The 23,197-nt window shown below is 62.5% G+C and carries 20 protein-coding genes; 6 read left to right on the forward strand and 14 right to left on the reverse strand.

Annotated features, from left to right (window positions below; genetic code table 11):
• Window positions 1-12: 12 nt before the first annotated feature.
• A complete protein-coding gene (locus tag ACI2KA_RS05630) occupies window positions 13-897 on the forward strand; it encodes a GntR family transcriptional regulator (protein WP_404500010.1) in 885 nt (294 codons plus the stop codon).
• Here the strand turns inward: ACI2KA_RS05630 and ACI2KA_RS05635 are convergent.
• Window positions 894-1,958 carry a lactonase family protein gene (locus ACI2KA_RS05635; protein ID WP_404500012.1) on the reverse strand — a complete coding sequence of 355 codons (1,065 nt, stop codon included), beginning with the start codon at window positions 1,956-1,958 and terminating at the stop codon, window positions 894-896. The genes ACI2KA_RS05630 and ACI2KA_RS05635 overlap by 4 nt on opposite strands.
• A gap of 139 nt (window positions 1,959-2,097) precedes the next feature.
• Between ACI2KA_RS05635 and ACI2KA_RS05640 the strand changes: the two genes are divergently transcribed.
• Both ACI2KA_RS05640 and acnA read left to right on the forward strand, forming a co-directional pair.
• Window positions 2,098-3,444, forward strand: coding sequence for an MFS transporter (locus tag ACI2KA_RS05640; protein WP_404500014.1), 1,347 nt, complete (start codon window positions 2,098-2,100; stop codon window positions 3,442-3,444).
• Between the two features lie 14 nt (window positions 3,445-3,458).
• Window positions 3,459-6,110, forward strand: coding sequence for an aconitate hydratase AcnA (acnA, locus tag ACI2KA_RS05645; RefSeq protein ID WP_404500016.1), 2,652 nt, complete (start codon window positions 3,459-3,461; stop codon window positions 6,108-6,110).
• Window positions 6,111-6,324: 214 nt separating this feature from the next.
• Here the strand turns inward: acnA and ACI2KA_RS05650 are convergent, their stop codons facing one another.
• The gene (locus ACI2KA_RS05650) at window positions 6,325-7,194 is read right to left on the reverse strand and encodes an alpha/beta fold hydrolase (protein WP_404500018.1); all 870 of its coding nucleotides are present in this window, start codon (window positions 7,192-7,194) and stop codon (window positions 6,325-6,327) included.
• Window positions 7,195-7,271: 77 nt separating this feature from the next.
• Here ACI2KA_RS05650 and ACI2KA_RS05655 point away from each other — a divergent pair, with 77 nt between their 5' ends.
• Together ACI2KA_RS05655 and ACI2KA_RS05660 are read left to right on the forward strand one after the other, a co-directional pair.
• The gene (locus ACI2KA_RS05655) at window positions 7,272-7,823 is read left to right on the forward strand and encodes a TetR/AcrR family transcriptional regulator (protein ID WP_404500020.1); all 552 of its coding nucleotides are present in this window, start codon (window positions 7,272-7,274) and stop codon (window positions 7,821-7,823) included.
• Between the two features lie 119 nt (window positions 7,824-7,942).
• Complete coding sequence (locus ACI2KA_RS05660; protein WP_404500022.1) at window positions 7,943-8,560, forward strand: 3'-5' exonuclease; 618 nt, start codon at window positions 7,943-7,945, stop codon at window positions 8,558-8,560.
• 27 nt (window positions 8,561-8,587) lie between these two features.
• On the opposite strand, the gene ACI2KA_RS05665 is transcribed toward ACI2KA_RS05660, so the two are convergent.
• Window positions 8,588-9,436: a LysR family transcriptional regulator gene (locus ACI2KA_RS05665; protein ID WP_404500024.1), complete on the reverse strand. Its 849-nt coding sequence runs from the start codon at window positions 9,434-9,436 to the stop codon at window positions 8,588-8,590.
• A 131-nt stretch (window positions 9,437-9,567) separates the two neighbouring features.
• On the opposite strand from ACI2KA_RS05665, the gene ACI2KA_RS05670 reads away from it, so the two are divergent.
• Entirely contained in the window at window positions 9,568-11,088 is a 1,521-nt protein-coding gene (locus ACI2KA_RS05670) for an MFS transporter (protein WP_404500026.1), read from the forward strand.
• Window positions 11,089-11,108: 20 nt separating this feature from the next.
• Here ACI2KA_RS05670 and ACI2KA_RS05675 read toward each other — a convergent pair whose 3' ends face one another.
• The 11 genes from ACI2KA_RS05675 to ACI2KA_RS05725 all read right to left on the reverse strand — a co-directional run bounded on the left by ACI2KA_RS05675 (window position 11,109) and on the right by ACI2KA_RS05725 (window position 23,079).
• Window positions 11,109-12,287 carry an acyl-CoA dehydrogenase family protein gene (locus tag ACI2KA_RS05675; protein WP_404500028.1) on the reverse strand — a complete coding sequence of 393 codons (1,179 nt, stop codon included), beginning with the start codon at window positions 12,285-12,287 and terminating at the stop codon, window positions 11,109-11,111.
• Window positions 12,288-12,399: 112 nt separating this feature from the next.
• The gene (locus tag ACI2KA_RS05680) at window positions 12,400-13,503 is read right to left on the reverse strand and encodes an LLM class flavin-dependent oxidoreductase (protein ID WP_404500030.1); all 1,104 of its coding nucleotides are present in this window, start codon (window positions 13,501-13,503) and stop codon (window positions 12,400-12,402) included.
• 187 nt (window positions 13,504-13,690) lie between these two features.
• Complete coding sequence (locus tag ACI2KA_RS05685; RefSeq protein WP_404500032.1) at window positions 13,691-14,770, reverse strand: LLM class flavin-dependent oxidoreductase; 1,080 nt, start codon at window positions 14,768-14,770, stop codon at window positions 13,691-13,693.
• A complete protein-coding gene (locus ACI2KA_RS05690) occupies window positions 14,767-16,500 on the reverse strand; it encodes a dipeptide ABC transporter ATP-binding protein (protein WP_404500034.1) in 1,734 nt (577 codons plus the stop codon). The genes ACI2KA_RS05685 and ACI2KA_RS05690 overlap by 4 nt, the downstream gene beginning before the upstream one ends.
• Complete coding sequence (locus ACI2KA_RS05695) at window positions 16,479-17,327, reverse strand: ABC transporter permease (RefSeq protein WP_404500036.1); 849 nt, start codon at window positions 17,325-17,327, stop codon at window positions 16,479-16,481. The genes ACI2KA_RS05690 and ACI2KA_RS05695 overlap by 22 nt, the downstream gene beginning before the upstream one ends.
• On the reverse strand, window positions 17,324-18,328 hold the full coding sequence (locus tag ACI2KA_RS05700; protein WP_404500038.1) for an ABC transporter permease: 1,005 nt from the start codon (window positions 18,326-18,328) through the stop codon (window positions 17,324-17,326). Before ACI2KA_RS05700 ends, ACI2KA_RS05695 begins: the two co-directional genes overlap by 4 nt.
• Before the next feature lie 35 nt (window positions 18,329-18,363).
• Window positions 18,364-20,013, reverse strand: a complete 1,650-nt coding sequence (locus ACI2KA_RS05705) for an ABC transporter substrate-binding protein (protein ID WP_404500039.1) — start codon at window positions 20,011-20,013, stop codon at window positions 18,364-18,366.
• A 390-nt stretch (window positions 20,014-20,403) separates the two neighbouring features.
• Window positions 20,404-20,727 carry a hypothetical protein gene (locus ACI2KA_RS05710; RefSeq protein WP_404500041.1) on the reverse strand — a complete coding sequence of 108 codons (324 nt, stop codon included), beginning with the start codon at window positions 20,725-20,727 and terminating at the stop codon, window positions 20,404-20,406.
• Window positions 20,728-20,823: 96 nt separating this feature from the next.
• Window positions 20,824-21,426, reverse strand: coding sequence for a 2-hydroxychromene-2-carboxylate isomerase (locus tag ACI2KA_RS05715; RefSeq protein ID WP_404500042.1), 603 nt, complete (start codon window positions 21,424-21,426; stop codon window positions 20,824-20,826).
• Complete coding sequence (locus ACI2KA_RS05720; RefSeq protein ID WP_404500044.1) at window positions 21,423-22,001, reverse strand: TetR/AcrR family transcriptional regulator; 579 nt, start codon at window positions 21,999-22,001, stop codon at window positions 21,423-21,425. The genes ACI2KA_RS05715 and ACI2KA_RS05720 overlap by 4 nt, the downstream gene beginning before the upstream one ends.
• A gap of 49 nt (window positions 22,002-22,050) precedes the next feature.
• Window positions 22,051-23,079, reverse strand: coding sequence for a ketopantoate reductase family protein (locus tag ACI2KA_RS05725; RefSeq protein ID WP_404500431.1), 1,029 nt, complete (start codon window positions 23,077-23,079; stop codon window positions 22,051-22,053).
• Between the last annotated feature and the right edge of the window lie 118 nt (window positions 23,080-23,197).

The raw sequence follows: 23,197 nt of genomic DNA on the forward strand, positions 1-23,197 counted from the left end.
AGAGCGAGCCCCATGGTACGGAAAAGTCTTACGCCTCAGATCGTCGGCAACGTCATCGAATTCATCCAGACGAACGGGATCGGCAAGGGTGAGCATCTTCCTCTTCAAATGCTGGCGGACGCCTTCCGCGTCTCCCGCGCGCCCATCATGAGCGCACTGAAGCAACTGGAGACCCAGGGCATCGTGCGGGCGGAGCCCAATCGGGGTTATTTTCTGGCTGCCGATCCCGATAGTCTCGAGAATGTGAAATCGGCGGGCGTTGAGGATGCCGAGGGGGATGAGGCGATCTATTTCCGCATCGCCGAGGATCGCCTCGCCGGCAAGCTCGACGAGCGCTTGAGCGAAAACGAACTCATGCGGTTCTACGATCTGCCGCGCACCAAACTTCTGCGGGTCTTGCGGCGGATTGCCGAAGAGGGCTGGATCGAACGCCTGCCGGGCAATGGCTGGGCCTTCACGCAGGCGCTGACCTCGAAAAAGAGCTATGAGGACGGTTATGCCTTCCGCGCCGTGATCGAGCAGCAGGCCATGCTGCTTCCCACATTCGAGCTCAATCCCGAGGGTCTCAAGCGTGCGCGCGAAATCCAGACCCGGTTGCGTGACGGCGGATATGAGACATGGTCCCGCGCCGAAATCTTCAAGGCCAACAACGAATTTCACGAGATGCTCGTCGCCTGCGCACAGAACGAGTTTTTCCTGGATGCGATCAAACGTATCAACCGGCTGCGCCGGCTCATCGAATATCACATCACCATAGACCGCAGCCGCCTGCCCAGGCAGACGGCTGAACATCTGCAAATCCTCGATCTGATCGAGGACGGCCGTCGAAACGAGGCGGCCGCCTTTCTTTTTACCCACATCATGGGCGCCAGCCGGATCAAGACGCCGAAGGTCTAGTTCGCGGCTTTGGTGAGGATGCAGACCGGGCTGCCGACATGCAGGACCTCGTCTCTGCGAACCAACGCGCCGCTATCCCGGTCGATATCGAAGGCGACGACCGTATCGGAATCCTCGTTTGCCACGAGCATCCTGTCGCCGGGCAAGATCGAAAAAAACCGGGGCGTTCTGCCCGCTGTCGGCCAATGGCCGATGAGTTCGAGGCGGCCGTCATCGCCGACGGCGAAACCCGCGATCGTGTCGCTGCCGCGATTGGAGGCATAGACGAAACGACCGTCAGCCGTGATCCCTATCTCCGATGCGCGGCTATTGGCCGTGAAGCCGTCGGGAAGCGAGGACAGGATTTGCAACGGTTGCAGTTTTCCCGCGTGCCGGTCGAAGCGATAGCCGGTGACGGTGGAATCGAGCTCATTGATGACATAGGCCAGATGCCCCCGGGGATGGAACGCGATATGCCGCGGCCCGGATGTCTCACGCGCCGCGCAGTGGCTGATTTCCCTAAGGGCGCTGCCTGCCGCATCGATGGCAAAGACAAGAACCTTGTCCGTTCCCTTGTCTGGAACGGCAATCCATTTCCCGCTCGGGTCGAACTCGACCTGGTGCGGTTTCGGCACGGCCTGCTCGATGCGATGCGGGCCGATTGCCCCCGTAACCTGTGCCAGATCGCAAACCGGCCCCAGACTTCCGTCATCGAACCGGGGCAGGAGCGCCAGCGACGATGTGATGTGGTTTGCCACCACCATGTACCGGTTCGAAGGGTCAAAGGCCAGGTGAACCGGATTGTGCCCCCTCGTCGATTGTTCGTTGAGGAAGGTGAGCGTGCCCTTGGCCTCGTCAATTGCGAATGCGGAGACCCGATCGGAATCACCATGCACGGTATAGAGACATTGCCCGGTGCGGTCGAAGGCCAGGAACGATGGGTTTTCGAGTTCCAGCAATTGCAGGTGAACCCACTGGAGTTGCCGCGTCAGCCGGTAAACGTTCAGACCGTTGCCGCGGGCATTGCGCTTCTGCGTCGTTCTTGCGCCGACATAGGCATATAGGTCCCTTCCGCGTGTCATGCCGGTGCTCCTCCTCCAGTGTTGCGATCTTCCATTAAATCGAAGCGCCACAAATATCAATTGCATTTTATAATCACTTTATGTAAAAGCGGAATGCCTTGGGAGGCAGTTGAACAATGATGCGTTGGGGGAGGTAGCCATGACGCTCACAGATATCGGCAGACTCGAGAAGACCACGACAAGAAAGGTCTTCTGGAGGATTGTCCCTTACACCTTCATTCTTTATGTCATCTCTTATCTTGACCGCGCCAATCTCGGTTACGCCGCGCTTCAGATGAACAAGGATCTGGCCTTGTCCGCGGAAGCCTTCGGATTTGCCGGCGGCATCTTCTTCATCGGTTATTTTCTCTTCGAAGTGCCGAGCAACGTCGCTCTGCAGAAATACGGTTCGCGTATCTGGATTTCGCGCATCCTGTTGACATGGGGCGCGGTCGCCGTGCTGACGGGCTTTGTCCAGGAGGCCTGGCAGCTTTACACGCTGCGCTTCCTGCTGGGCGTCGCCGAAGCCGGCTTTTTTCCCGGCATCATCATCTATCTGACCTATTGGTTCCGGGCCAAGGAACAGGCGACGACGGTTGCATTCTTCACCGCCGCCATTCCGGTTTCCTATCTCATGGGCGCACCGCTCAGCACCTGGATCATGGACAATGTCAGCGGCTTCGGACTGGCCGGCTGGCGCTGGATGCTGATCCTCGAAGGCCTTCCCGCCGTTGCCGCCGGTGTCTTCAACTATTTCTATATGACCGACCGGCCCGAAAAGGCGAAGTGGCTGACGGATGAAGAGCGCGGTTGGCTGGTCAAGGAACTGGAGGCCGATCACGCAAAACGCAGCCATGTCCAGCATCTCGGCCTCTGGCAGGCGATTTCCAATCCGAAGGTTCTGTTTCTTTCGGCCATCTATTTCATCTATCAGGTCGGGAACCTCGGGATCGGTCTATGGATGCCGCAGATCATTCAGGGGCTCGGACAGGATCTGACCCATTTCCAGATCGGTCTCGTCGCTATGGTGCCCTATGCCATCGCCACCGTCGCCATGGTGCTGTGGTCGAAGAATTCGGATCGCACGGGTGAAAGGCAGAAGCATAGCGCCGTACCGCTGCTGATTGGCGGCGCCGCCTTGGCCGCGACGGGCCTGACGCATGATCCGTTTGTCGCCATCGGCCTGATTTCGATCGCCTTGGCCGGCATATATGCCTTCAAGTCGCCATTCTGGTCGCTTCCGGGCCTGTTTCTGACGCGCGCCACCGCTGCCGTCTCGATTGCGGCAATCAATTCCATCGGCAATCTCGGCGGTTTTGTCGGGCCTTATGCCATGGGATATGCAAAAACCACGACAGGAAGCGCGCTGGGTGGCCTCATCTTTCTTGCGATCCTGCTGGTCGTTGCGTTCTTCATGACATGGTTCATGCGTTTTCCCACCTCCGATGCTGATGACAGCCCAACCGGGCAATTCAAGGTCGGCCAGTCTTCTTCCCGCAGTGCCTGAACGGAACAAATAGCATGCGCACCAAATTCGATATAAACGGCCTCAGCTACGACATTATCGATCTTCCCGCCGCGGCGGGGGCCTGTCTGGCGCGCATGCCCTATGTTCACCGCATATTGCTGGAAAACGTTCTTCGCACCGGCGGAGACGATGCCGGGCGTGCAAAAGCAGCGATGATCGACTGGCTTGAAACCGGCCGGAGCGAGGTCGAAATCCCGTTTCTTCCAAATCGCGTGCTGATGCATGACACCACCTGCGGGCCGGCGCTGGTCGATATTGCCGGCATGCGCTCGGCGCTGGCCGAAGCAGGCGGTGATCCGGCGCTGCTTAACCCGGTTGTCCCGGTGGATGTATCGACCGACCATTCCGTTGCGGTGGATGTCTTTGCGACACCGTCGGCACTCATCCGCAACCGCGCGCATGAATATGAGCGGAACGCGGAGCGGTACAGTTTCATGAAATGGGCAACGAAGACGCTTTCCGACTTTCGTGCCCATCCGCCCGGCACCGGCATCATGCACACGCTCAATCTCGAGCGCCTGGCAACCGTGGTGACCTCGCAGCAGCGCGACGGAACGTTGTGGGCCATGCCGGATACGTTGATCGGCACGGACAGCCATACCCCGATGATCAATGGCATCGGCGTGCTTGCCTGGGGTGTCGGCGGGCTGGAGGCCGAGAGCGTCTTTTTCGGCATGCCCGTCGCCCTGCGTGTGCCGGATGTCGTCGGCGTCCGGCTGACGGGAGCGTTGAAGGACGGCGTGCTTGCCACGGATCTCGCGCTGGTCGTCACGCATCTGCTGCGCCAGATCGACCTGCAGGATAAATATGTCGAGTTTTACGGTCCCGGCGTTTCCGGCCTGACGGCGGGCGACCGTTCGGTCATCGCCAACATGACCCCGGAATTCGGGGCGAATAGCGGTTATTTCCCGGTGGATCGTCAGTCGGTCGATTATCTGCTCAAGACCGGGCGGACGCCGGCTCACGCCGCCTTCGTGGAGGCCTATGCCAGACGGGTCGGGATATGGTTCGATCCCGACGCCCATCCCCGCTATACCGCGACCCTTGCGCTTGATCTCTCCAGTGTCGAGCCGAGCCTTGCCGGACCACGCCGCCCCCAGGACAGGATCGCCGTGAGCGCGACGCGCAAGGCGATTGCCGGCATGAAGAAGCAGGGCGCGCTTTCTCTCGAAGGCGAGCCGAATGACGGCGTCGTCGCTATCGCCGCGATAACGAGCTGCACGAATACGTCCGATCCCCGGCTTCTCATCGCCGCCGGCCTGCTGGCCCGCAAGGCCAATGGCTTTGGTCTGCGCCCGCCGCACTGGGTGAAAACGTCGACGGCGCCCGGCTCGCCGACGGCGGAGCGTTACCTTGCCCGCGCCGGGCTGCTGGCCGATCTGGAGGCGGTCGGTTTCGGTATCGTCGGTTATGGCTGCACGACCTGCATCGGCAATTCCGGTCCGCTCACCAGCCCGGTCGCGAAGGCCATGGCGGAACGGGACATTCTTCCCGTCGCGGTTCTTTCCGGCAACCGCAATTTCCCCGGCCGGGTTCATCCCCAGCTGGAAGCCGGGTTCCTGGCCTCGCCGCCGATGGTCGTGGCATTCGCGCTGGCCGGTACGGTTGAGCTCGATATCATGAACGATCCCCTTGGTGTCTCAGCCGCCGGCGCCCCCGTCACGCTTTCGATGATCTGGCCGACCGCCGCCGAGATCGATGCGGCCGCGGAAATGGCGTCGCGGATCGAGGATTTTGCGCCCGCCTACGATGCCGCCGAGGCAAGCAAGGCCTGGAAGGATCTGCCCGCCCCCACGACGATGCTTTTTCCCTGGGATGAAAAATCGACCTATATCCGACGTCCGCCTTTCGCCGGCTTCGGCAATGGGACGAGGCTGGGCACCTACGACGCCCATCCCATTCTGGTGCTTGGCGACGACATCACGACCGACCATATCTCTCCGGCGGGCGCCATTCCCGCGCAGAGTGACGCGGGCAGATATCTTGTCGAACGCGGCGAGAACCCGCTTGATCTGAATGTCTTCTCGTCGCGTCGCGGCAATTGGGAAGTCATGATCCGCGGCCTCTTCACCAACAGGAGCGTGCGCAACCTTCTGGCGTCCGATATTCCGCCGGGCTCGACCATGCATGCTGGAACGGGCCAGGTACTTTCCCTGTGGGACGCGGCCCGGCGATACGGGGCGGAGAAGAGGTCGGTGGTGGTCGTGGCAGGCGAGCGATACGGAATGGGGTCATCCCGCGACTGGGCCGCCAAGGGTGTCGCGCTGCTGGGCGTGCGGGCCGTGTTGGCGAAAAGCTTCGAGCGCATTCACCGCTGGAACCTGATAGGCATGGGTGTCCTGCCGCTTCGGTTGCCGCAAAATGTCGAGATTGAACAGCTCGCCTTGACCGCTCGTGACGTGATCACAATCAGTGCCGATCCCGCCGCTGTCTCGCCCCGCTGCGCCGTATCGGTGACGGTCAACAGGCCTGACGGGGCTTCGATATCCCTCGAGACATCGGCGGCAATCGAAACCAGCGCGGAAATCGCCATTTTGCGCGCCGGCGGCGTTCTTCCCCTCATTCTGGAACGCTCGCATCGGTCTTCGGAAAACGTGAGCGCGCCCGTTGTCCCTTGCACGGAAGGGGAACGCCGGACGCGCTGAAGCTGCAATCGATGCGCGGGCAATCTGCTCGTGTCCCGGATGCCGGGCGTCCTTAAGATACATGCAGGTCAGCATGGTGAGGACACAGGCCTGAATGGCGGCCATCGGAAATTCCAGTGCCATGATCGCGACCGTCACGACAAGCGGCGGGGCAAGCGACGAATTCATAAAGCCGCTTGATGCTGGATTACCAGCAGCAGGAACGAACTCGCCGTTATCTCGGCGAGGTTTCTTCCAGCCCCAGAATTGCCGGCCATGCCGCTGCCGCCCGTTCCGACATCACCTCGATGTGGCGCAGCGAAGCGAGGCCAAATTCTGCGGGGCGCAGGGTTCTGCGGCTGACGCTTCCCTGTGGGAAAGAATCGGCATAACGCCACACGGCGGCGGGCGGCACCACCACATCGTCGGCCATCGTCATCATGCGCAGATCAAAGCGCGTTGCGGAAAAATCCGGTTCCGGCAGTGATTTTCCGATATCGCCCCGGAAGAAGTCCCGGCTTGTGCACCAGCGACGCCATTGCCAGTAGATCCCGGCGGGCAAATCCGCGCCCAGCAGCAGCCTGCGCCCGGGAAGATAGCCCGCGAGCAGGGTGCCGACCGGGCCGAGCAGATACCAGAAGGCGATGACCGCAGGCCGATAGCTCCAGGGATGATCGTTGACATGGGCAAAGCCCGAGCCGACGGTGATGACGCGCTCCAGCCGCTCGTCATGGCGCCGAAAGGGAAATGTCAGCCCGCCGAGGGAATGGCCGAGCAGCCAGAGGGGACCGTCCGGTGCAATCTTGCAGAGTGCCGCCTCCGCCGCCATCTGGTCGGCGATGCCCCAGTCGGCCATGGTGGCGCGGCTTTCGCGGACCGGGCGTTGTCGCGATGCCCCGAAATCGCGGTAGTCATAGGTCAGGACGCCGATGCCCTGCCCGGCGGCCCATGTGGCGAAGGCGCGGTAATAACGTGCCGGAACGCCGGTCGCACCGTGAAGGACGAGGTGGGCGCGGGCTGGCCCGCTGGGAGGAAAGAACCGCCCGACGAGCTCATGCTCCTGCGAAACAATGCTGATCTCCCGGCTCTCCGCATTCACAGCCATCCGTGCCCCATTTTGCTAGACCGTTCGGTCTGATAACATCTCTGGACCAAATGGTCTAGAGGCCTTACAACAGGCGGATGGATGAAAGTAAGAACCGCCATGCCCTGATCCGGGCCACTTCTGCGCTGTTTCGGCGGCGCGGTTATGCGGGTGTCGGGCTGTCTGAAATTCTCGCGGAGACGGGTCTGCCGAAAGGCTCGCTCTATTATCACTTTCCCGGTGGCAAGGAGCAGCTTGCCGCCGAGGCGACGCGATGGGCCGGCCGCAAGGTGGCCGAACTGATCGATGTGAGTTTTGATGGCGCGGCGAGCTTTGCCGCAGGCTCCGTTGCGCTGTGCCGCGCCATCGCCAATCTCTCGCGGGAGGATGGCCGCATCATGGGTTGCCCGGTGCTCAGCATCATTCAGGCCGGAGACGAAAAGCCTGATCTGCGCCGGATCGGCGCAGATGTGCTCAACGACTGGACGAGCCGGATCGCCGCACAGGCCGCGCGGCTGGGGAGGGATGATCCGCAGGCCGATGCGGAAAGACTGGTGATCGGATTGCAGGGGGCATGGGTCGTTTCGCTGGCGCGCCAGGATGTGACGCCGTTCGAGACGCTGGAGCGCGGCATGCTGCAGCCCGTCTAGGCCCTTCCGGGGCAGCTGGCCCCATGGCCGGTGCCATTGCTGCCTGATTTTCACGGGAATTGGCGACTTTGCGGCCAACCGCGCTTCTCGTCGTCAGCGTCTGGGTGGGAGAGTGATCGATGAAGACGGCAATCATATTCGACTGCGAATTTCTCTGCCTGGAGGGTTCGCAACGCAGATTCTGGTGCGCGGCCCATGATCCCGATCCGGTTATCGCGCAGATTGGCGCTGTCCGGCTTGGGCTGGAGGGGGATTTTCCGCTTCTCGCGACCCACAGGAATTATATATGTCCAATCGACCGTCATGGCAGGCGATATGGGATCGATCCCTTCTTTACCGCGCTGACGGGCATCACGCAGGATACCATCGACGCGGAGGCTGTGCCTTTGCAGGAGGCGCTTTCAGGCTTCGACCGTTTTTCCGAGGGTGTGCAATGCTGGTCGTGGGGGAAGGACGAACTGAACATGGTGGCGATCAGCTGCTACGTCGCAGGTATCCAGCCTCCCATCCCCGCCGATCGTTTTGACAATGCCGTCAAGCTCCTGCTTGCGGCGGGAATGCCGGTCGAAGACCTGGCAAGGACGCCCAGCAACAAGCTTGCCGATTATTACGGCGTCGAGCATCCGCCTTTACGGGGTCACGATGCGCTGGATGATGCGCTTTCGGTCTCCTACACCCTGCAGTACCTCCTGCGGGCCGGGAAGCTGAGGCCGGAAACGTTGGCGCCTGCCGTCTAGCCGATGCCGGCCCGGGTTACGTTTCGATCATGGCCGGTGTTCCCGAAAGGCGGCGGCGAGCGTGCGCAGGGCTTCCCGGGATCTGCCGTCGGTCAGGGTCGAAAACATGATGATTTCGGTGGAGGGCAGCGGCGGCAGGCCGAAACGCTGGCTGACCTCGACCGTGCCCGGCGGCGCCAGACGGCAGGAAAAGGCGGAGATTGCAAGTCCGGCCGAAACGGCTGCGGTGACCATGGACGAGGTGCCGCCGAGAAATACCTCCGTCCATGCTATGGCGGCCGCATCCAGGGCGCGGGCTGCAATGTCGCGCACGCCGCAGGCGGGGGAAAGCGCCGCCAGCCGCAGCGGTTCGCCTTGGCGATGTTCGAATTGCGGAGTGGCGTACCAACCGAAATGCTCCGGCCCCAGCACCTCGCCGTCGCGCCGGTCGTCCTCACGCCGGATGATCGCGGCGTCTATTTCACCGCGGTCGAAGGCGTCCAGCAGCGTGCGGGAATTGTCCATCCGCACTTCAATCGTCAGCCCCGGGTCATGCGCGTTGAGCCGCGCCAGCAGGCTCGGAACTTCCGGCCCCGCCACATGCGCGGCTATGCCGAGGCCGAAACGGCGGCGCGGAGACGAGAGGCCCGCCAGGGCGCGATCATGCGCGGCGAGAAATTCGCGGGCGGGCGCAAGAAATACCGCCCCTTGCGCCGACAGCCGCACGGAACGCGGTGTCCGTTCGAGCAGCCGCTGGCCGAGCCGGTCTTCCAGCCGTTTCAGCTTGACGCTGATGGCGCCCTGGGTGGTGCCGAGCGCTTCTGCCGCGCGCGTGAAGCTCTGCAGATCGGCGATGGTGACGAAGGCCTCGACGGCATCCACATCCAGCGTGCTCATACTCATTATTCCAATTTGTTGTCTCTGAAATAGACAATCATCCAATTCAGTTATGGTCAAGTTTTGTCTAGTTTGCCTGCTCGACATTGCGGATTTCGCATTTTGCGACACGACCCATGAAAGGCTGAAGAATGACCCTTGCCGTTACCGCACCAGCGGGCAGCAGAAGCGCCATGGCGCTTGCCGCCATTTGTCTTTCCGCCCTGATGTTTGGATTGGAAATCTCCAGCGTTCCGGCCATCCTGCCCACACTGGAGCAGGTTCTGCATGCGGATTTCCGGCAGCTTCAATGGATCATGAATGCCTATACGATCGGTGTGACGATGGTATTGATGGCGACGGGCGCGCTGGCGGACCGTTTCGGGCGCAAACGCGTCTTCATTGCCAGCATCGTCGCTTTTACACTATCGTCCCTGGCCTGCGGCATGACGGAAAATGTGTCCGTGCTGATCGGCGCCCGCTTCTTGCAGGGGCTGAGCGGCGGGGCGATGCTGGTGTGCCAGATCGCCATCCTGTCGCATCAGTTCCGCACGGCCCGTGAGCGCGGCATGGCCTTCGGCTGGTGGGGCATCATATCGGGTGTAGGGCTTGGTTTCGGCCCGATCATTGGCGGCGCCATCGTTGCGCTGTGGAGCTGGGAATGGGTGTTTCTCGTCCATGTGGTGCTCGGCGTCGTGACATGGCTGCTTGCCGCAGGCGGCGTCGGAGAATCGCGTGATCCGGATGCGGCGCGTCTCGATCTTGCCGGCATGCTCACGCTTTCAGCCGCCGTCTTTTGCCTCGCCTTTTTCATCACGCAGGGGCCTGAGCTCGGTTTTACCAGCCCGCCGGCGCTTTTTATCCTCGTGGTCTCGGCCGCAAGCTCCCTGGCCTTCGTCATCGTTGAAAGACATGCCGCAAGACCGATGTTCGACTTTTCCGTATTCCGCATCCGGCCTTTTTCCGGGGCGATCATCGGTTCGGCGGCGATGAATATCAGCTTCTGGCCGTTCATGATCTATCTGCCGATCTGGTTTCAGGCGGGCCTCGGTTATGACAGTGTCGCCGCCGGCCTCGGCCTGCTTGCCTATACGCTGCCGGCGTTGGTGGTGCCGCCCCTGGCGGAACGCCTGTCGTTGCGCTATCAGCCTCGCCTCGTCATTCCGGCCGGGCTATTCGTCATCGGTCTCGGCTTCATGCTGATGAAATTCGGAAGCGGCATCGAAAATGCAAGCTGGCTCACCATGCTGCCCGGCTGCATCATTGCCGGCATCGGGCTTGGGCTGACCAATACGCCGGTCACCAACACCACCACGGGTGCGGTTGCGCCCGCCCGTTCCGGCATGGCCTCGGGCATCGACATGAGCGCGCGCATGATTTCGCTCGCCATCAATATCCCGATCATGGGCTTCCTTCTGGTGGAAGGCGTCCGGTCTTCGCTTGGGGCAAGCCTGCCGCCCGGTACGGATATGCGGGAATTGCAGCCGCTTGCGGAAAAGATCGCGGCGGGAGCGGCGGTCGTCCCGCCGCAGGGCGTTTCGGACATCCTCATCCACCAGGCGCTTGCGGACGGTTTTGGTCTGGTCATGCTTTATGCCGGCGTCAGTGTGTGGCTGCTCGCCGTCTTCAGCTTCGTGGTCTTCGGCCCGGCGCGAAAGGCCGTCCTTGACTAGGGTGGCGGCATAAAGGTCGGTCAGGCGGTTTTGACGATTTGCAGACCCGCGGCCGGGGGAATGGCGGCCTCCTGCCGGTTCCACCTGTCAAACGCGGCCCGGCCCAAAAGGGAGATCGATGTGTCTTCCTGTGGCGCATGGACGAGCACGGTCTGAATGTCGCGAAAATGCCGTTCCAACCCGAGGTCGGATCCAAGGCCGGGATTGCCGATGCCGCGGACTGCGATCTGCACGGCGTCGCGCAGCTGCCGGCCGGCAAGCAGCCTTGCCCTGACGAAGCTTTCCGCATCGCCGTTCTTGTTGTCGAGCGTGCCGAAGATGATCTGCCGCGCGCCGGAGATGAGGAGGTCGATTTCGCCGGAAAGCGTGACGAAACGGTCCGTGCGGGCAATGGCATGGCCGAGATTGGCCGGAACACGCTCATGCGCAAAGCGGATGAAGGTGGCCTGCGCAGCTTCGGCCACACCCAGGTAAAGCGCCGTCAGGGCCAGCGTGATTGCCGCATGGGCGCGGTTGTCTTGCTGGGCCACCGATGGATCGACGAGATCAAGCACGTTCTCCGCCGGAATTTCGACATCGGCATATTCGACATCGTGCGATCCCGTGGCGCGCATGCCGAGGCTTTGCCAGTTTTCGATCACCTTGATACCCGGCAATCCGTTCGGCACCACGAATGTGCCGACACGCGCTGGCGTTTCATCGGTATGCGCCCAGACAAGAAAATGCGTGAGGCCATATGCGCCCGTGACGAAACGCTTGCGACCGGTAATCGACCAGCCCGTTTTCGTGCGGCGGGCGAGCGTTGCGGGCAGGCCGCCACGCGCCGGCGACCCCAGTTCCGGCTCGACACGCGCCGCATTGAGCAGCAGCGGCCGTTGTTTCGCCTCCGCCAGGAGACGCCGGTAAAGGGCATCGGGCCAATGGCTTTTGGCCGCCTGGGCAAGATGGGTGAAGATCGTCATGGCGCTGATCAGGGCGACGGACGGATCACCCCGGCCCAGCGCCGCCAGAACATGCGCGGTATCGGCAAGCGTTGCGCCCTGGCCGCCATAGCGGGTCGCGACGGTGCTTTCGAGGAGCCCGCTTTCGTGAACGGCGCGAATGCCCGTCCAGGGAAACTGGCCGGTCTGATCCGCAGCCGGTGCGGCCTGCGCAAGCACGCGCACGGTTTCGTCAAGGGCGGCTGTATCATGGACCATGCGGATCGAGGCTCTCTGGCTGTTGCGGGCGCTTTATCCCACGGCCTGGGGACATGGCTCCGTCTGCACTGGAAAAGGATGCCCGGCCAGGTGGCCGGGCCGGACGGCAGCATCAGGCCGCGGTCCTTTTCTTCGCATCTTCCCGTTCGCGAATGCCCTCCCGGACAAGCGGCAGAATGTACCGGCCATAATCGACGGCATCGTTGTAATTGTCATAACCGCGGATCGAGATCAGATCGGCGCCGAGATCGATGTAATCGAGGATGGAATCGGCGATGGTGCGCGGTGAGCCGACCAGCGCCGTGGTGGCGCCGCTGGCATTGGTGGCGGTCACGGTCGGATACCACAAGGCGCGGTCGTGCACGTCGCCGCGGGCGGCGATGTCAAGCAGCCGCTGCGAACCGACATTGGCCGGGCGCGATGCATTGAGCGGCGCACGGCTGACGCCCTTCTGGCGGTTCTCGTTCAACCGGTCCAGCACCCTGTGGGCCTTCTGCCAGGCAAGGTCATCGGTTTCGGCCACGATCGGCCGGAAGGTGACCCAGATACGGGGACGATCCGTGCGGCCGGCTTTCGCGGCTTCCGCATGGACGCGCTCGATCTGCTGTTTGGTTTCGGCAAGCGGTTCCCCCCAGAGGCCGAAAATGTCGCAAAGCGAGCCGCCAATGCGATAGGCGGCATCGGAAGAGCCGCCGAGCGAAATCGGGATAAGCCCGTTGGTCGGGCGCACCGCGCTGCGGAACTGTTTGAACTGATAATATTTTCCGTCGAAGTCGAAGGGCTCTGTGGAGGTCCAGGCGAGACGCAGGATGCGGATATATTCCTCCTGCCGCTCGTAGCGCTCCTCCTTGTTCAGGAAGTCGCCTTCCCGCGCCTGTTCTTCGTCGCTGCCGCCGGCGATGAAATGCACCACGACACGGCCGCCGCTCAACTGGTCGAGTGTTGCAAGCGACTTGGCCGCGACGGTGGGATAGACCGTGTTCGGACGCAGGGCGACGATGATCTTGATGTTTTTCGTATGCGCCAGAACGGTGGCGCCCAGTGTGAAAGGATCGAACGAGGACGAGGAGTAGGGGATCAGCGTATAGTTGAAACCGTAATCATCGAGAGCACGGGCATAACGCTCCAGAAAAAGCGGATCCACCGGTGCGTCGGGCAGGGGGGTGAGGTCGTTCGACGCATTGGGAAAGCTTACGCTGATAAATTCCGCGGCCATGGGAGCTCCTTCAGATTAACGACCAGTTGGGGGCATGTTAGGATGTGGCGGATTGGCGAGGAAGACAGGTCTTTCTTTTTCTATTGAATAAGTAGAAAATATTGCCGATGACGGCGCTGGAGATAGGACCATCGACCGCCGCGTCTTCCGCCGGTCTTGCCGCGGCGGTCATGCCTTGCCGATCTGGCTAGGAGGCGGCCGACCAGCCGAGGCGCGGCGCAACGGTGTCGGCAAGGTCACCCAGCAACCTGATGTTTTCGTCAAGGCCGAAGGCCGGGGGCAGGAACAGCACGACTTCGTCGGCGGCGGCGAGGCCGGGATCGTTGAACACCGCCTCCAGAACCTGATCCGGCGTGCCCTGAAAGACCGGCGAAATCTGAAAACCCGCGGGCTGGGTCACCGGTTCGAGGGCGCCCTTGGGACGGGAGGCGGCAATGCCCTTGGTGCGGCGTTCCAGATCATAGGCCGCGTATTTTTCGCGAAGCTCGGCGCTGGTGCCAACCAGTATGGAAGCGGCCACGGCGACCGGCGGCGGTTCCGTCGACCATGTCTTGCGCCAGGTGAAACGGTATGCCTCGATGATCCGGGCCTGATAATCTCCGAAGGACTCGCCCTCGGCCTGACCGTGCTGGACGGTTCCCGAGATAAGTCCGATGCCGAGTTCCGCCGCCTGTATCGCCGAACCGAGGCTTGCAGCACCCTGGCGGATGCGGGAGCGGAGTGTCGGGCTATGCGGTGTCACCCGCAGTTCCGTACCCTCGGCAACAGGCTGCCCGCCTGCGGCCTTATGCAGGACATCGCCCGCTATCGCCGAGAGAAAACGGGCCTGGCGACGTCTTGCCTCCGTGCGGGCGTCGGTGTCTACCGTTCCGAACACGGCGTCGAAAGCGGCATTCGCGCCGGTCGAGATGGCGAGTTCCAGCCGCCCGCCGATCAGCAGATCGGTCGTCCCCGCCGCTTCCGCAAGCAGGATGGGATCCTGATACCGCATGGGAATGACGGCCGATCCCAATGTTATGTGGCGCGTATGCTGGCCGGCGGCGGCGAAGAAGGGCAGCGGCGATGACAGATAGTGATCGAAATGCCGCTGATAGGCCCAGCCGGACTGGTAACCCAGATGTTCGGCGGCCTGGAAGAGCTCGATGCCTTCGCGCAGCCCCTGTGCCGGCCCGGCATCGTCGTTGAAGGAAACGCGGGTGTTGAAGCCCAGCCGTCGCTTGGGGCGAAACGATGCGGGCAGAGTGGCGGCGGGCGCGGCGATGGTCATGCGATCTTTTCCTTGTCGAGAACCCGCCGGGGCAAGGCCTGCGGCGCGCGGGCGATCGCTGCGGCGCCGGAGGGGATCGATTCCAGCAGTGACGCGGTGTAGGGGTGCTGCGGATTGTCGAAGATGTCGAGCACCGTTCCATGCTCGACGATACGGCCGCGCTGCATGACGGAAACGGTGTGGGCAAGCTGGCGCACCAGCGCGAGGTCGTGGGAGACGAACACATAGGTCAGGCCGAGCCTCGCCTGCAGCGAAAGCAGCACCTCGACGATATCGGCCTGCACGCTGACATCGAGCGCGGAGGTGGGCTCATCGAGCACGATCACATCCGGCTTGAGGACCAGCGCCCTTGCGATGGCCACACGCTGACGCTGGCCGCCGGAAAGGGCCGCCGGTTTGCGGTGAAGCAGATGTTCGCCGAGACCGACATTGGTGAGCGCCTCGCGCACATTTTCCAGTCGCTCCGCACGGGTGCCGATCTTGAAGCGGTCGAGCGGCTCGCGCACCAGCTGCTCGACGTTCCAGCTTGGGTCGAGCGAGGTGAAGGGATTTTGGTAGACGAATTGCAGGTGGCGCCACACCGCCCGCAGGGATGCTTGGGAACGGCCGGCCAGCGGCTCTCCGGCGACGGTGATGGTGCCGGTGTCGGGCGCATCGAGACCGAGCAGCAGCCGGATGGTGGTGGTCTTGCCGGAACCCGACTCGCCCACCAGCGCGTGGGTGGTGCCGGCGGGCACCTTGAAGGAAACGTTGTTGACCGCCGTCAGCACCCGGTCGCCGACCCTGAAATTCTTGGTGACGGCATCGACCGCGATCTTCGGCGTTACGGCGGTCTCTTCTTTCAGCCGGCGCAAACCGGGGTCGCGCAGCCGCACGTAACGGTCCGGATTGAGGGCGGGAACATCGGCGTGCAGCTTCCGCGCATAAGCGGATGCGGGCGCGGAAAAGACCGACGCGGTGTTTCCGGCTTCCTGCACCTGGCCACCCTTCAGAACCACCAGCGAATCCGCCCGCTCGGCGGCAATGGCAAGATCGTGGGTGATGAGCAGCAGGCTGATGTCCAGGTCGTGCTGCAAGCGTGAGAGCAGATCGAGAATGCGCTTCTGGATCGTGACGTCCAGCGCCGAGGTCGGCTCATCGGCGACCAGCAGCGAAGGGCGCGGCAGAACCGCAAGGCCAATGAGCACCCGCTGCAGCATGCCGCCGGACAATTGATGCGGATAGGAATCGTAGACGACCTGCGGATTGTCGAGCCCGACCTGCGCGAATGTTTCCAGAATGAGAGCCTTGCGGATTGCCTTGTTCGGCTCGTCAAGCAGCGCCGCCGCTTCCATCGCTTGCGCGCCGATCGTCCGCACCGGGTTGAGGGAATTGCCGGGATCCTGCGGCACGAAGCCGATGGCGCGGCCGCGCAGGGGCCGGAAGCTCCGTTCCGGCAACGCCAATATCTCCTGGCCGCCGAAGGTGATGCGGCCGGTGGCGTGTCCTCCGTTCGGCAAAAGCCGCAACACCGCCCGCGCGATGGTCGACTTGCCGGAACCGGATTCGCCGATGAGGGCAAGGCTCCTGCCGCGGCCGAGCTGGAAGGTGACATTGCTGACGACCCCCTGCCGGCCATAGGCGACCGAAAGGTCATCGACCCGCAGGAGAGGGGCCGCGGCCGGCTGGGATATGGGCGCAACGGAGAGGGCGCGCGGGGCAGTGGCGGTCAGTCTGTCTTGCGTAGCCATCGGCTGATCCTGTTTACAGAGAGGACGGTCGCGATTGTGACGAAGGCGGGGGCGTATACCAGCCACGGCCATTTCAGGTAGTCCTTGCCGATCGAGATCAGCAGGCCCCAGTCGGAAGCGGGAGGCGGATCGCCGTAGCCGAGAAAGGCGAGGCTGGCGATCACCAGGATCGACTCGCCGAACTGCAGCACGGCAAGCGGCAGTATGGAGCGCGATGCATTGGGCAGGACATGGCGCAGAAGAATGTACCAGCGCGAGCCGCCAAGCAGGAACGACGCCTCCACGAATGTCGCCTGTCTGGTCTTGATGACCTCCGCACGGGTAACGCGGGCGAAGACGGCGACGGCCGAGACGCCGGTGGCGATTGCTGCATTGATGGTTTCGAAACCGATGGCGGTGACCACGATCACGGCCAGCAGGAATTTTGGAATTGCCAGCAACACGTCAACCAGCCGGGCAAGGACGATATCGACCCAGCCGCCGAGAAAACCCGCCAGAAGCCCGATCAGACCGCCGGCGAAAACGCCGATGACGACCGCGACGAGCGCGCTCGATACGGAGGAGGCGGTGCCGTAGACGACGCGGGCATAAAGGTCGCGGCCAAGGTGGTCGGTGCCGAACCAGTGCTGGAGGCTTGGTCCGAGCAACTTGTCCGTGGGAACCCCGTTGATCGGGCTATGGCTGGTGAAGAGACCGGGCGCCAGCGACCAGGCGACCACGAGCGCGACGACAGCGAAGGACAGCGCGACGGTTACCGGTAAACGAAAGCCCGCCAGCCGACCTGCGAGATCAGCGCCCCGCAGGGAGGGGTTATACGAGAACGTCATGGGGTCACCGCCTTGGCGCTGGATATGTCGTCGGCGCTGCCGGGACGACGCTTTTGCCCCCTGAGGATGTTCACGCGCGGATCGAGCAGGGGATAGAGGAGATCGGCGATCAGGTTGACGAGAACGAAGACCACGGCTCCGAGCGAAACGATCGCTTGCAGGACAGGCAGGTCCTGCGTGCTCACGGAACGCTGCACCAGACTTCCCAGTCCGGTCCGTCCAAACACCGTTTCGGTGATCAGCGAGTTGCCGATCAGTTCGCCGACGGTGATGGCGATAACGGTGACGACGGGCAGGGAGGCCGGTTTGAGCAGATGTTGGGCGAATAGTCGCGCCTGCCCGATGCCGCGGCTTCGGGCGACCGCCGCATATTCCTGTTCCGCTTCCCTGTCGAGATTGGCGATGAGAACCTCGGCGATCTGCGCGGAAAACGGAATTCCGATGGTGATTGCCGCAAACAGGGTTGCCCAGAAACTGTCAGGCTCGATGACGCGGAAAAGGCGAAGTTGGAAGCCAAACAGATGTATGAGGATCAGGCCGATCACGAAATTCGGCGTCGATAAAAACAGCGAGGGGAACCCGCGCAGCAACCCCTGGCCGTAGCGTTTTGGAACGACCTGGGTTCCATAAGCGACCGCAATCGCCAAAAACAGGGCAACGGCAAGTCCCGTGGATGCAAGGACCAAGGTGGAGGGCATGACCTCCGCGATCAAGGTCGCCACCGGCCGGTTGGACCGCATCGAGATTCCCAGGTCGCCGGTGAGGAAGCCGGAAAGCGCCGACCAGAGCTGCACGATGACGGGCCGGTCCAGCCCCTGCGCGGCGATGATCTCCGCGATTTCTTCCTCGGTAAAGCCGTTCTGCGGATTGCGCAGAACGCTGGTGATCGGGTCGCCAGGCAGGATGCTGACGACCACGAAGGTGAAGACATAGGCCAGCAATATGACGATGACCGCCTGGCCGAGCCGCTTTGCGGCGTAGGTTAGGTAGGCATTGCTCATGCCGATGATCTCCTTGCCCGTTGCTCGGTTGCGCGTCAGTCGCCGAGGGAGGCCGTGTAGTAGCTGGCATAAGCGACGCCGTTATAGACCTCGCCCTTCAGCTTCGGCGACTGCACGTAAATCCGCTGCACGATCTGGGTTCTCGGAATGAAATAGCCCTGTTCGAGCACGTATTTCTGCAACTCGTCGAGAAGCGGCGCGCGCTCGTCGAAGGAGCCGGCGCCGGCGATCCTGTCGCGCAGGCCGTTGAGTGTCGCGTCGCGGTCGTCGAGGGCGAACCAGTTCTCGCCATTATTGGCGTTGGTGAGAATGCCGGCGACGGTGCCCGCGTCGATGAAGCTGCGGGTTACCTCATAGGTCGGCACGGCCGCACCGCCGAACTTGACCTTTTCGCCATAGGTCACGACGTCATAGGCGCGGATGACGACTTTCCAGCCGAGCTTGCCGAGCTGCTGGGCGATGAGCTCATCGACCGATTTCGATGTGGCGAGATAGGGATTGGAATGGATCGTCAGCGTAAGCGGTTTGCCGTCCTTCGTGCGGATACCGTCGGCGCCCTTGATCCAGCCCGCCTCGTCCAGCAGCTTTTCTGCCTTGGCGGGATCGTGGACGAGGAGATCGCCGTGGTCGGTCGCGCCCGGCACGTTGCTCTGAATGAAGGACGTGGCCAGTTTCCAGTCGGGTGTATAGACCGTGTCGATGATTTCCTGGCGGTTGACGCCGGCCTGAAGCGCCTGGCGGACCTTGACGTCATCATAAGGCGGCAGCTTGGTGTTGACGGCCCAGCCGTTGACGAAGCCGAGATAACGCGGTGTCGCCACCGTGAAGCCTTCCTCGTGCAGCGATTTCAGCTCCTGAGGCGAGGCGTTATAGGCGATGTCCGCCTGGCCGGACTGGACGGAGGCCACACGCAGGGACGGTTCCGACACCAGCTTGTAGGTGATGGAATCGAGGAAGGCCGGGCCGGTATGGCCGACAGCCGCCGGACCCCAATTGTAGTCCTTGCGCTTCACCAGCTTGACGTAATCGCCCTCCTTCCAGGATTCGACCACATAGGGGCCGCTGCCGGCGGTCTTGCTGAGGTCCGCCTGCGCGTTGGCGGGCAGCGCGATGGTCTTCGGGGAAATCAGGATCGAACCGTGATAGCCGAGCGTCGGAATGAAGCCGAGCGTCGGCTTCTTGAAGAAGACCTTCACCGTGGTTGCGTCAACCGCTTCGGCGTGGTCGTAGGTCTTGGGGAAGAGCCCGATCGGGTTGATGCCTTCGTTCTTGCGGCCGGCATACCAGATATCGAGATTGGCGACGACGGCGGCTGCATCGAGAGGCGCGCCATCGGAGAAGGTCACGCCGCTTTTGAGGTGAAGCGTGAATTCGGTCGCATTGTCGTTCTGCTCCCATCGCTCGGCAAGCCAGGGACTGACCTTGCCCTCGGCGTCGACATACAGAAGCTTGTCGGTGACGTGACCCCATACATGGCCCTGAAAGCTGGAAATGGCGCTGTTGTTTGGAATCCAGCTGTCGCCGAGCGAATCGATGAGGAAGGTAATGTCACCGCCATTGCGCGGGCCGTCCGCGGCCTGAACCGGCGCCGGACCGATCGCCGTCAAAAGCGAGACTGCGCCCGCAAACGACGTCGCCAACAGCCCGCGTCGGGACAAAGAGAAAAAGGAGGAAGGTATGGTCATTAAAAAATCCTGATTGATAGCGTTGTGTCTTGTATGTCGATTTCAGCGGCCGCAGCCGTTTCACGCCTGCCGATCACGCGCACGGGAAGGCTTTCACGCGGCGGCCTGCCGCATGGTTCAAATGCCCGGAAAATCGGGAAATCTGCCTGCCTTATCCCTGTGGACTGTCAGACCGGTGTTGCCGCGTCGCTGTTAGCGTTCAGCGGTGGACGGCTCAACCGGCAGCAGGCCGTGCTTGCTGATACATCGTGCGGTCATGGCGCGGTCCCTCTGTTTGGCAATCCGATCATGACGCACAGCCTAACAGGGTGGCCAGAAGGAGAAAGACTAGTTATTCTTTTTCTATCGAAATTATGGATTATTTTGTCGCGGTTTTGGAAGGCGGTAGGATCAGCTTTTCCGAGGCTCGCCATGCTCTGCGGCGGCCTTTTCCGCCGGCGTCGGAACGTCCCGGTTGGCGGCGAAGCAAGGTGATGACGACCAGCGACCCGTTCCGCCCTCTGCAGATGTCATCTTGTCGAAAATCCGTGCCGGCGGCGCGTCTCCGGTAAACGCGCGGCCTTTACCCGGTTGGTCTGCCCGGCCGAGCCCCGCACCAATTGCCGGCTGCACCACGTCCTGGCGCATATCCATGCTCAGAAGGGTTGCGGCATGGCAGCTGCCGCGGCTTTCGAACAGCCGGGGCAGAGGGTCATCGGCGATGCTGAGGTTCACGATCGGGATCGGCGGGCGGAAGCTCCCGGAACGGTCCGGGGAATGCGGAAAACCGGGTCGGTGCCACAAGGCGACGGTGCCCGGTTTCGGCCCGGATCAGGCGACCAGTTTTTCGCCCTTGAGATGACGCTCGAGGAAGGGCAGGCTGTCCTGCCCCCAATAAAGCTCGCCGTCATAGCGAAAGGTCGGAAGGCCGAACACGCCGGCGGTTTTCGCGGCCTCGTAACTGGCTTTCCAGATGGCCGCGACAGCCTCGCTTCCGCCGCGCTTGTCCAGAACCCTGCCGTCGAAACCGGCGCTGTCCGCGATGGCGCGGCGGATTTCGGCCTTGCCGATATCGTCGCCGCCTTCCCAGAAGGCCTGCTGGAGCGCCTTGGTCAGCGTCAGCCAATCCGCACCCGCCTCGATGGCGGCAATGACCATGAAGCCGGCGGGCGTGGGGTCGGAAAGCGCGGCGCGATTTTCGAAGTTCAGTGACTTGCCGCGCAGCGCCGCCCAGCGCTTCAGATCCTTCGTCCAGTAGGCGCGGCGCGCCTCCGGCCGGTTGCGGGAATAGATCGCGCCATTGTCTTCGATCAGGGGGATGACATGGGGGCGGATGGCGGCATCGTGTGCCTCGGCAAGGGCGGCGAAGGGTTCGAGACCGAGAAAGGCCCAGGGAGAGCCGATGCCAAAGAAATAGTCGATGGTCTTTGTCATGCCCTGTCTCCTGGAGCTGTCCGGCCGGTGGCGAGATCGAAGACCGAAAGCGCGCAGTCGCGGGCAATGAGAACGGCATGCGGATCACGTCCGACGGCGACGGTCGCGAGCGCACCTTCGTAAAGAAGGGAAAGATGGGAGGCGGCCTGGTCCGGCCGAACCTCGGCCTTTGACATGACGGCCTGGAAAATATCCCGCACCATTCTCTTGTGGGTTCGCGCCACGGTGATGACCCGTTCGGAATCGCCATGTTCGGCAACCGCGAGCGCAAAGGCGCAGCCCCTGAATTCCGGGCTGTCGGCCTTTTCGTAGAGACGTTCGAAAATGGCGCGGATCTGTTCCCGTGGATCGGTCGTCGCGGTCAGGACATCCTGCAGCGAGTGGATGACGCGGTCATGGCGATCCTGAAGATAGGCGGCGACGAGGTGGTCCTTGGACGGGAAATGCCGGTATAGGGTCGCCTTGGCGACTTTCGCTTCCTCGATGATGCGATCGATCCCGACTGCCCGGATGCCTTCATTATAAAACAGCGCACCGGCTGCGGTAAGGATCTGATCTGGAATGGCTTCTCTCATTTTATCGCTTCAATTGGATGAGTTTCGTTTGAAGACTGGGCCGCGCGCATCATTGCGCGGCGGCGAGGCCGGTTTTTTCCTGGCCGAAACGCTGCCCGACAAGAGACCGGATCGCTTCAAGCGGCACCGCTTTCGCGACGCCGCTCCGATGCGCCAACCTGCCGGCAAGGGCCTGAATAGCTTCGTTATAAGGTGTCGCGACAGCGTGCAGGCGGCCCAGCAATACGATTTCCCCGTTGAGAAAATCCACCTCGCTTGAGGCGCCTCGCGCAAAGCTCTGCCAGGTCGATTGCTGGCCGGGCTCGATGCCGCTGCCCTGCGCAATGCTCCAGCCCGAAATATCGATCTTGCGTTCCGCGGCCGAGGCGATGGTGTAGCCGGCCGTCTCAAGCACGCGCCGGGCCTCGTCCACCAGCGCCTCGGCGATCGAAACCCGCAGATCGTCCTCTCCTTCGAACAGATCCAGCGCATTGCGCACATTGTGAAGGAGTTTCGCCGATTTCCAGCGGCGGATATCGGCGGTGGTTTCGGCGATGTAATTGGCGCGGGTCAGATCCGCCGCGATCTTATCCGCTGTTTCATCGGAACCGGAGGGGAAGCGTCCAAGAGTGACGACGCCAACCTGCGGATTGCCGGCCGCTGCAACGGCGCCCGTTTGCGTATATCGGGCAGGGGTCAGTATACTGGCGCCATAAACATTGGCGAAGGTCCTGAGCGCCAGCGCCTCGGTTGCCAGCCCGTTCTGAAAGGTCACGACCGGCAGTTGCGCGGCCGTCACGCCGTCCGCCCTCGCAACCTCACGCCATGACCAGTCCGCCAGGGCGCTTGCCGCATCCTGGGTCTTGACGGTCAGCAGCAGGATGTCGGAGCGGTTCAGTTCCGGCGGGGCGGATATGTCGAAGGCATTCAGCCTTATCTGGCGTGTCCCCGAAGGGCGCTGATAACTCAAGCCATGCTCGATGATGGCGGCGATTTGTGCGCCGCGTCCGATCAGGGCGTATTCGATGCCGGAAAGCTCGAATTGCGCGGCAAGGCTCGCGCCGACGGCGCCCGCCCCGATGATAACGTATCGTGTCACCTTTTCCCCCAATTCAACCGGGCCGATATTGCCCAGCATCGACGTGGCCGTGCAGATTTGCTGGATCGATATCATCACGCTTCCACCGCAAGGGCAGATGATGATGACAGCTAGCCTA

This window comes from Agrobacterium sp. NPDC089420 (assembly GCF_044900305.1).
Lineage (GTDB): Bacteria > Pseudomonadota > Alphaproteobacteria > Rhizobiales > Rhizobiaceae > Agrobacterium.

Excerpts from the sequence above, each read along its gene's own strand:
- ACI2KA_RS05630 (WP_404500010.1), top strand. The coding sequence starts at position 13 with ATGGTACGGAAAAGTCTTACGCCTCAGATCGTCGGCAACGTCATCGAA.
- ACI2KA_RS05635 (WP_404500012.1), bottom strand. The coding sequence starts at position 1,958 with ATGACACGCGGAAGGGACCTATATGCCTATGTCGGCGCAAGAACGACG.
- ACI2KA_RS05640 (WP_404500014.1), top strand. The coding sequence starts at position 2,098 with ATGACGCTCACAGATATCGGCAGACTCGAGAAGACCACGACAAGAAAG.
- acnA (WP_404500016.1), top strand. The coding sequence starts at position 3,459 with ATGCGCACCAAATTCGATATAAACGGCCTCAGCTACGACATTATCGAT.
- ACI2KA_RS05650 (WP_404500018.1), bottom strand. The coding sequence starts at position 7,194 with ATGGCTGTGAATGCGGAGAGCCGGGAGATCAGCATTGTTTCGCAGGAG.
- ACI2KA_RS05655 (WP_404500020.1), top strand. The coding sequence starts at position 7,272 with ATGGATGAAAGTAAGAACCGCCATGCCCTGATCCGGGCCACTTCTGCG.
- ACI2KA_RS05660 (WP_404500022.1), top strand. The coding sequence starts at position 7,943 with ATGAAGACGGCAATCATATTCGACTGCGAATTTCTCTGCCTGGAGGGT.
- ACI2KA_RS05665 (WP_404500024.1), bottom strand. The coding sequence starts at position 9,436 with ATGAGCACGCTGGATGTGGATGCCGTCGAGGCCTTCGTCACCATCGCC.
- ACI2KA_RS05670 (WP_404500026.1), top strand. The coding sequence starts at position 9,568 with ATGACCCTTGCCGTTACCGCACCAGCGGGCAGCAGAAGCGCCATGGCG.
- ACI2KA_RS05675 (WP_404500028.1), bottom strand. The coding sequence starts at position 12,287 with ATGGTCCATGATACAGCCGCCCTTGACGAAACCGTGCGCGTGCTTGCG.
- ACI2KA_RS05680 (WP_404500030.1), bottom strand. The coding sequence starts at position 13,503 with ATGGCCGCGGAATTTATCAGCGTAAGCTTTCCCAATGCGTCGAACGAC.
- ACI2KA_RS05685 (WP_404500032.1), bottom strand. The coding sequence starts at position 14,770 with ATGACCATCGCCGCGCCCGCCGCCACTCTGCCCGCATCGTTTCGCCCC.
- ACI2KA_RS05690 (WP_404500034.1), bottom strand. The coding sequence starts at position 16,500 with ATGGCTACGCAAGACAGACTGACCGCCACTGCCCCGCGCGCCCTCTCC.
- ACI2KA_RS05695 (WP_404500036.1), bottom strand. The coding sequence starts at position 17,327 with ATGACGTTCTCGTATAACCCCTCCCTGCGGGGCGCTGATCTCGCAGGT.
- ACI2KA_RS05700 (WP_404500038.1), bottom strand. The coding sequence starts at position 18,328 with ATGAGCAATGCCTACCTAACCTACGCCGCAAAGCGGCTCGGCCAGGCG.
- ACI2KA_RS05705 (WP_404500039.1), bottom strand. The coding sequence starts at position 20,013 with ATGACCATACCTTCCTCCTTTTTCTCTTTGTCCCGACGCGGGCTGTTG.
- ACI2KA_RS05715 (WP_404500042.1), bottom strand. The coding sequence starts at position 21,426 with ATGACAAAGACCATCGACTATTTCTTTGGCATCGGCTCTCCCTGGGCC.
- ACI2KA_RS05720 (WP_404500044.1), bottom strand. The coding sequence starts at position 22,001 with ATGAGAGAAGCCATTCCAGATCAGATCCTTACCGCAGCCGGTGCGCTG.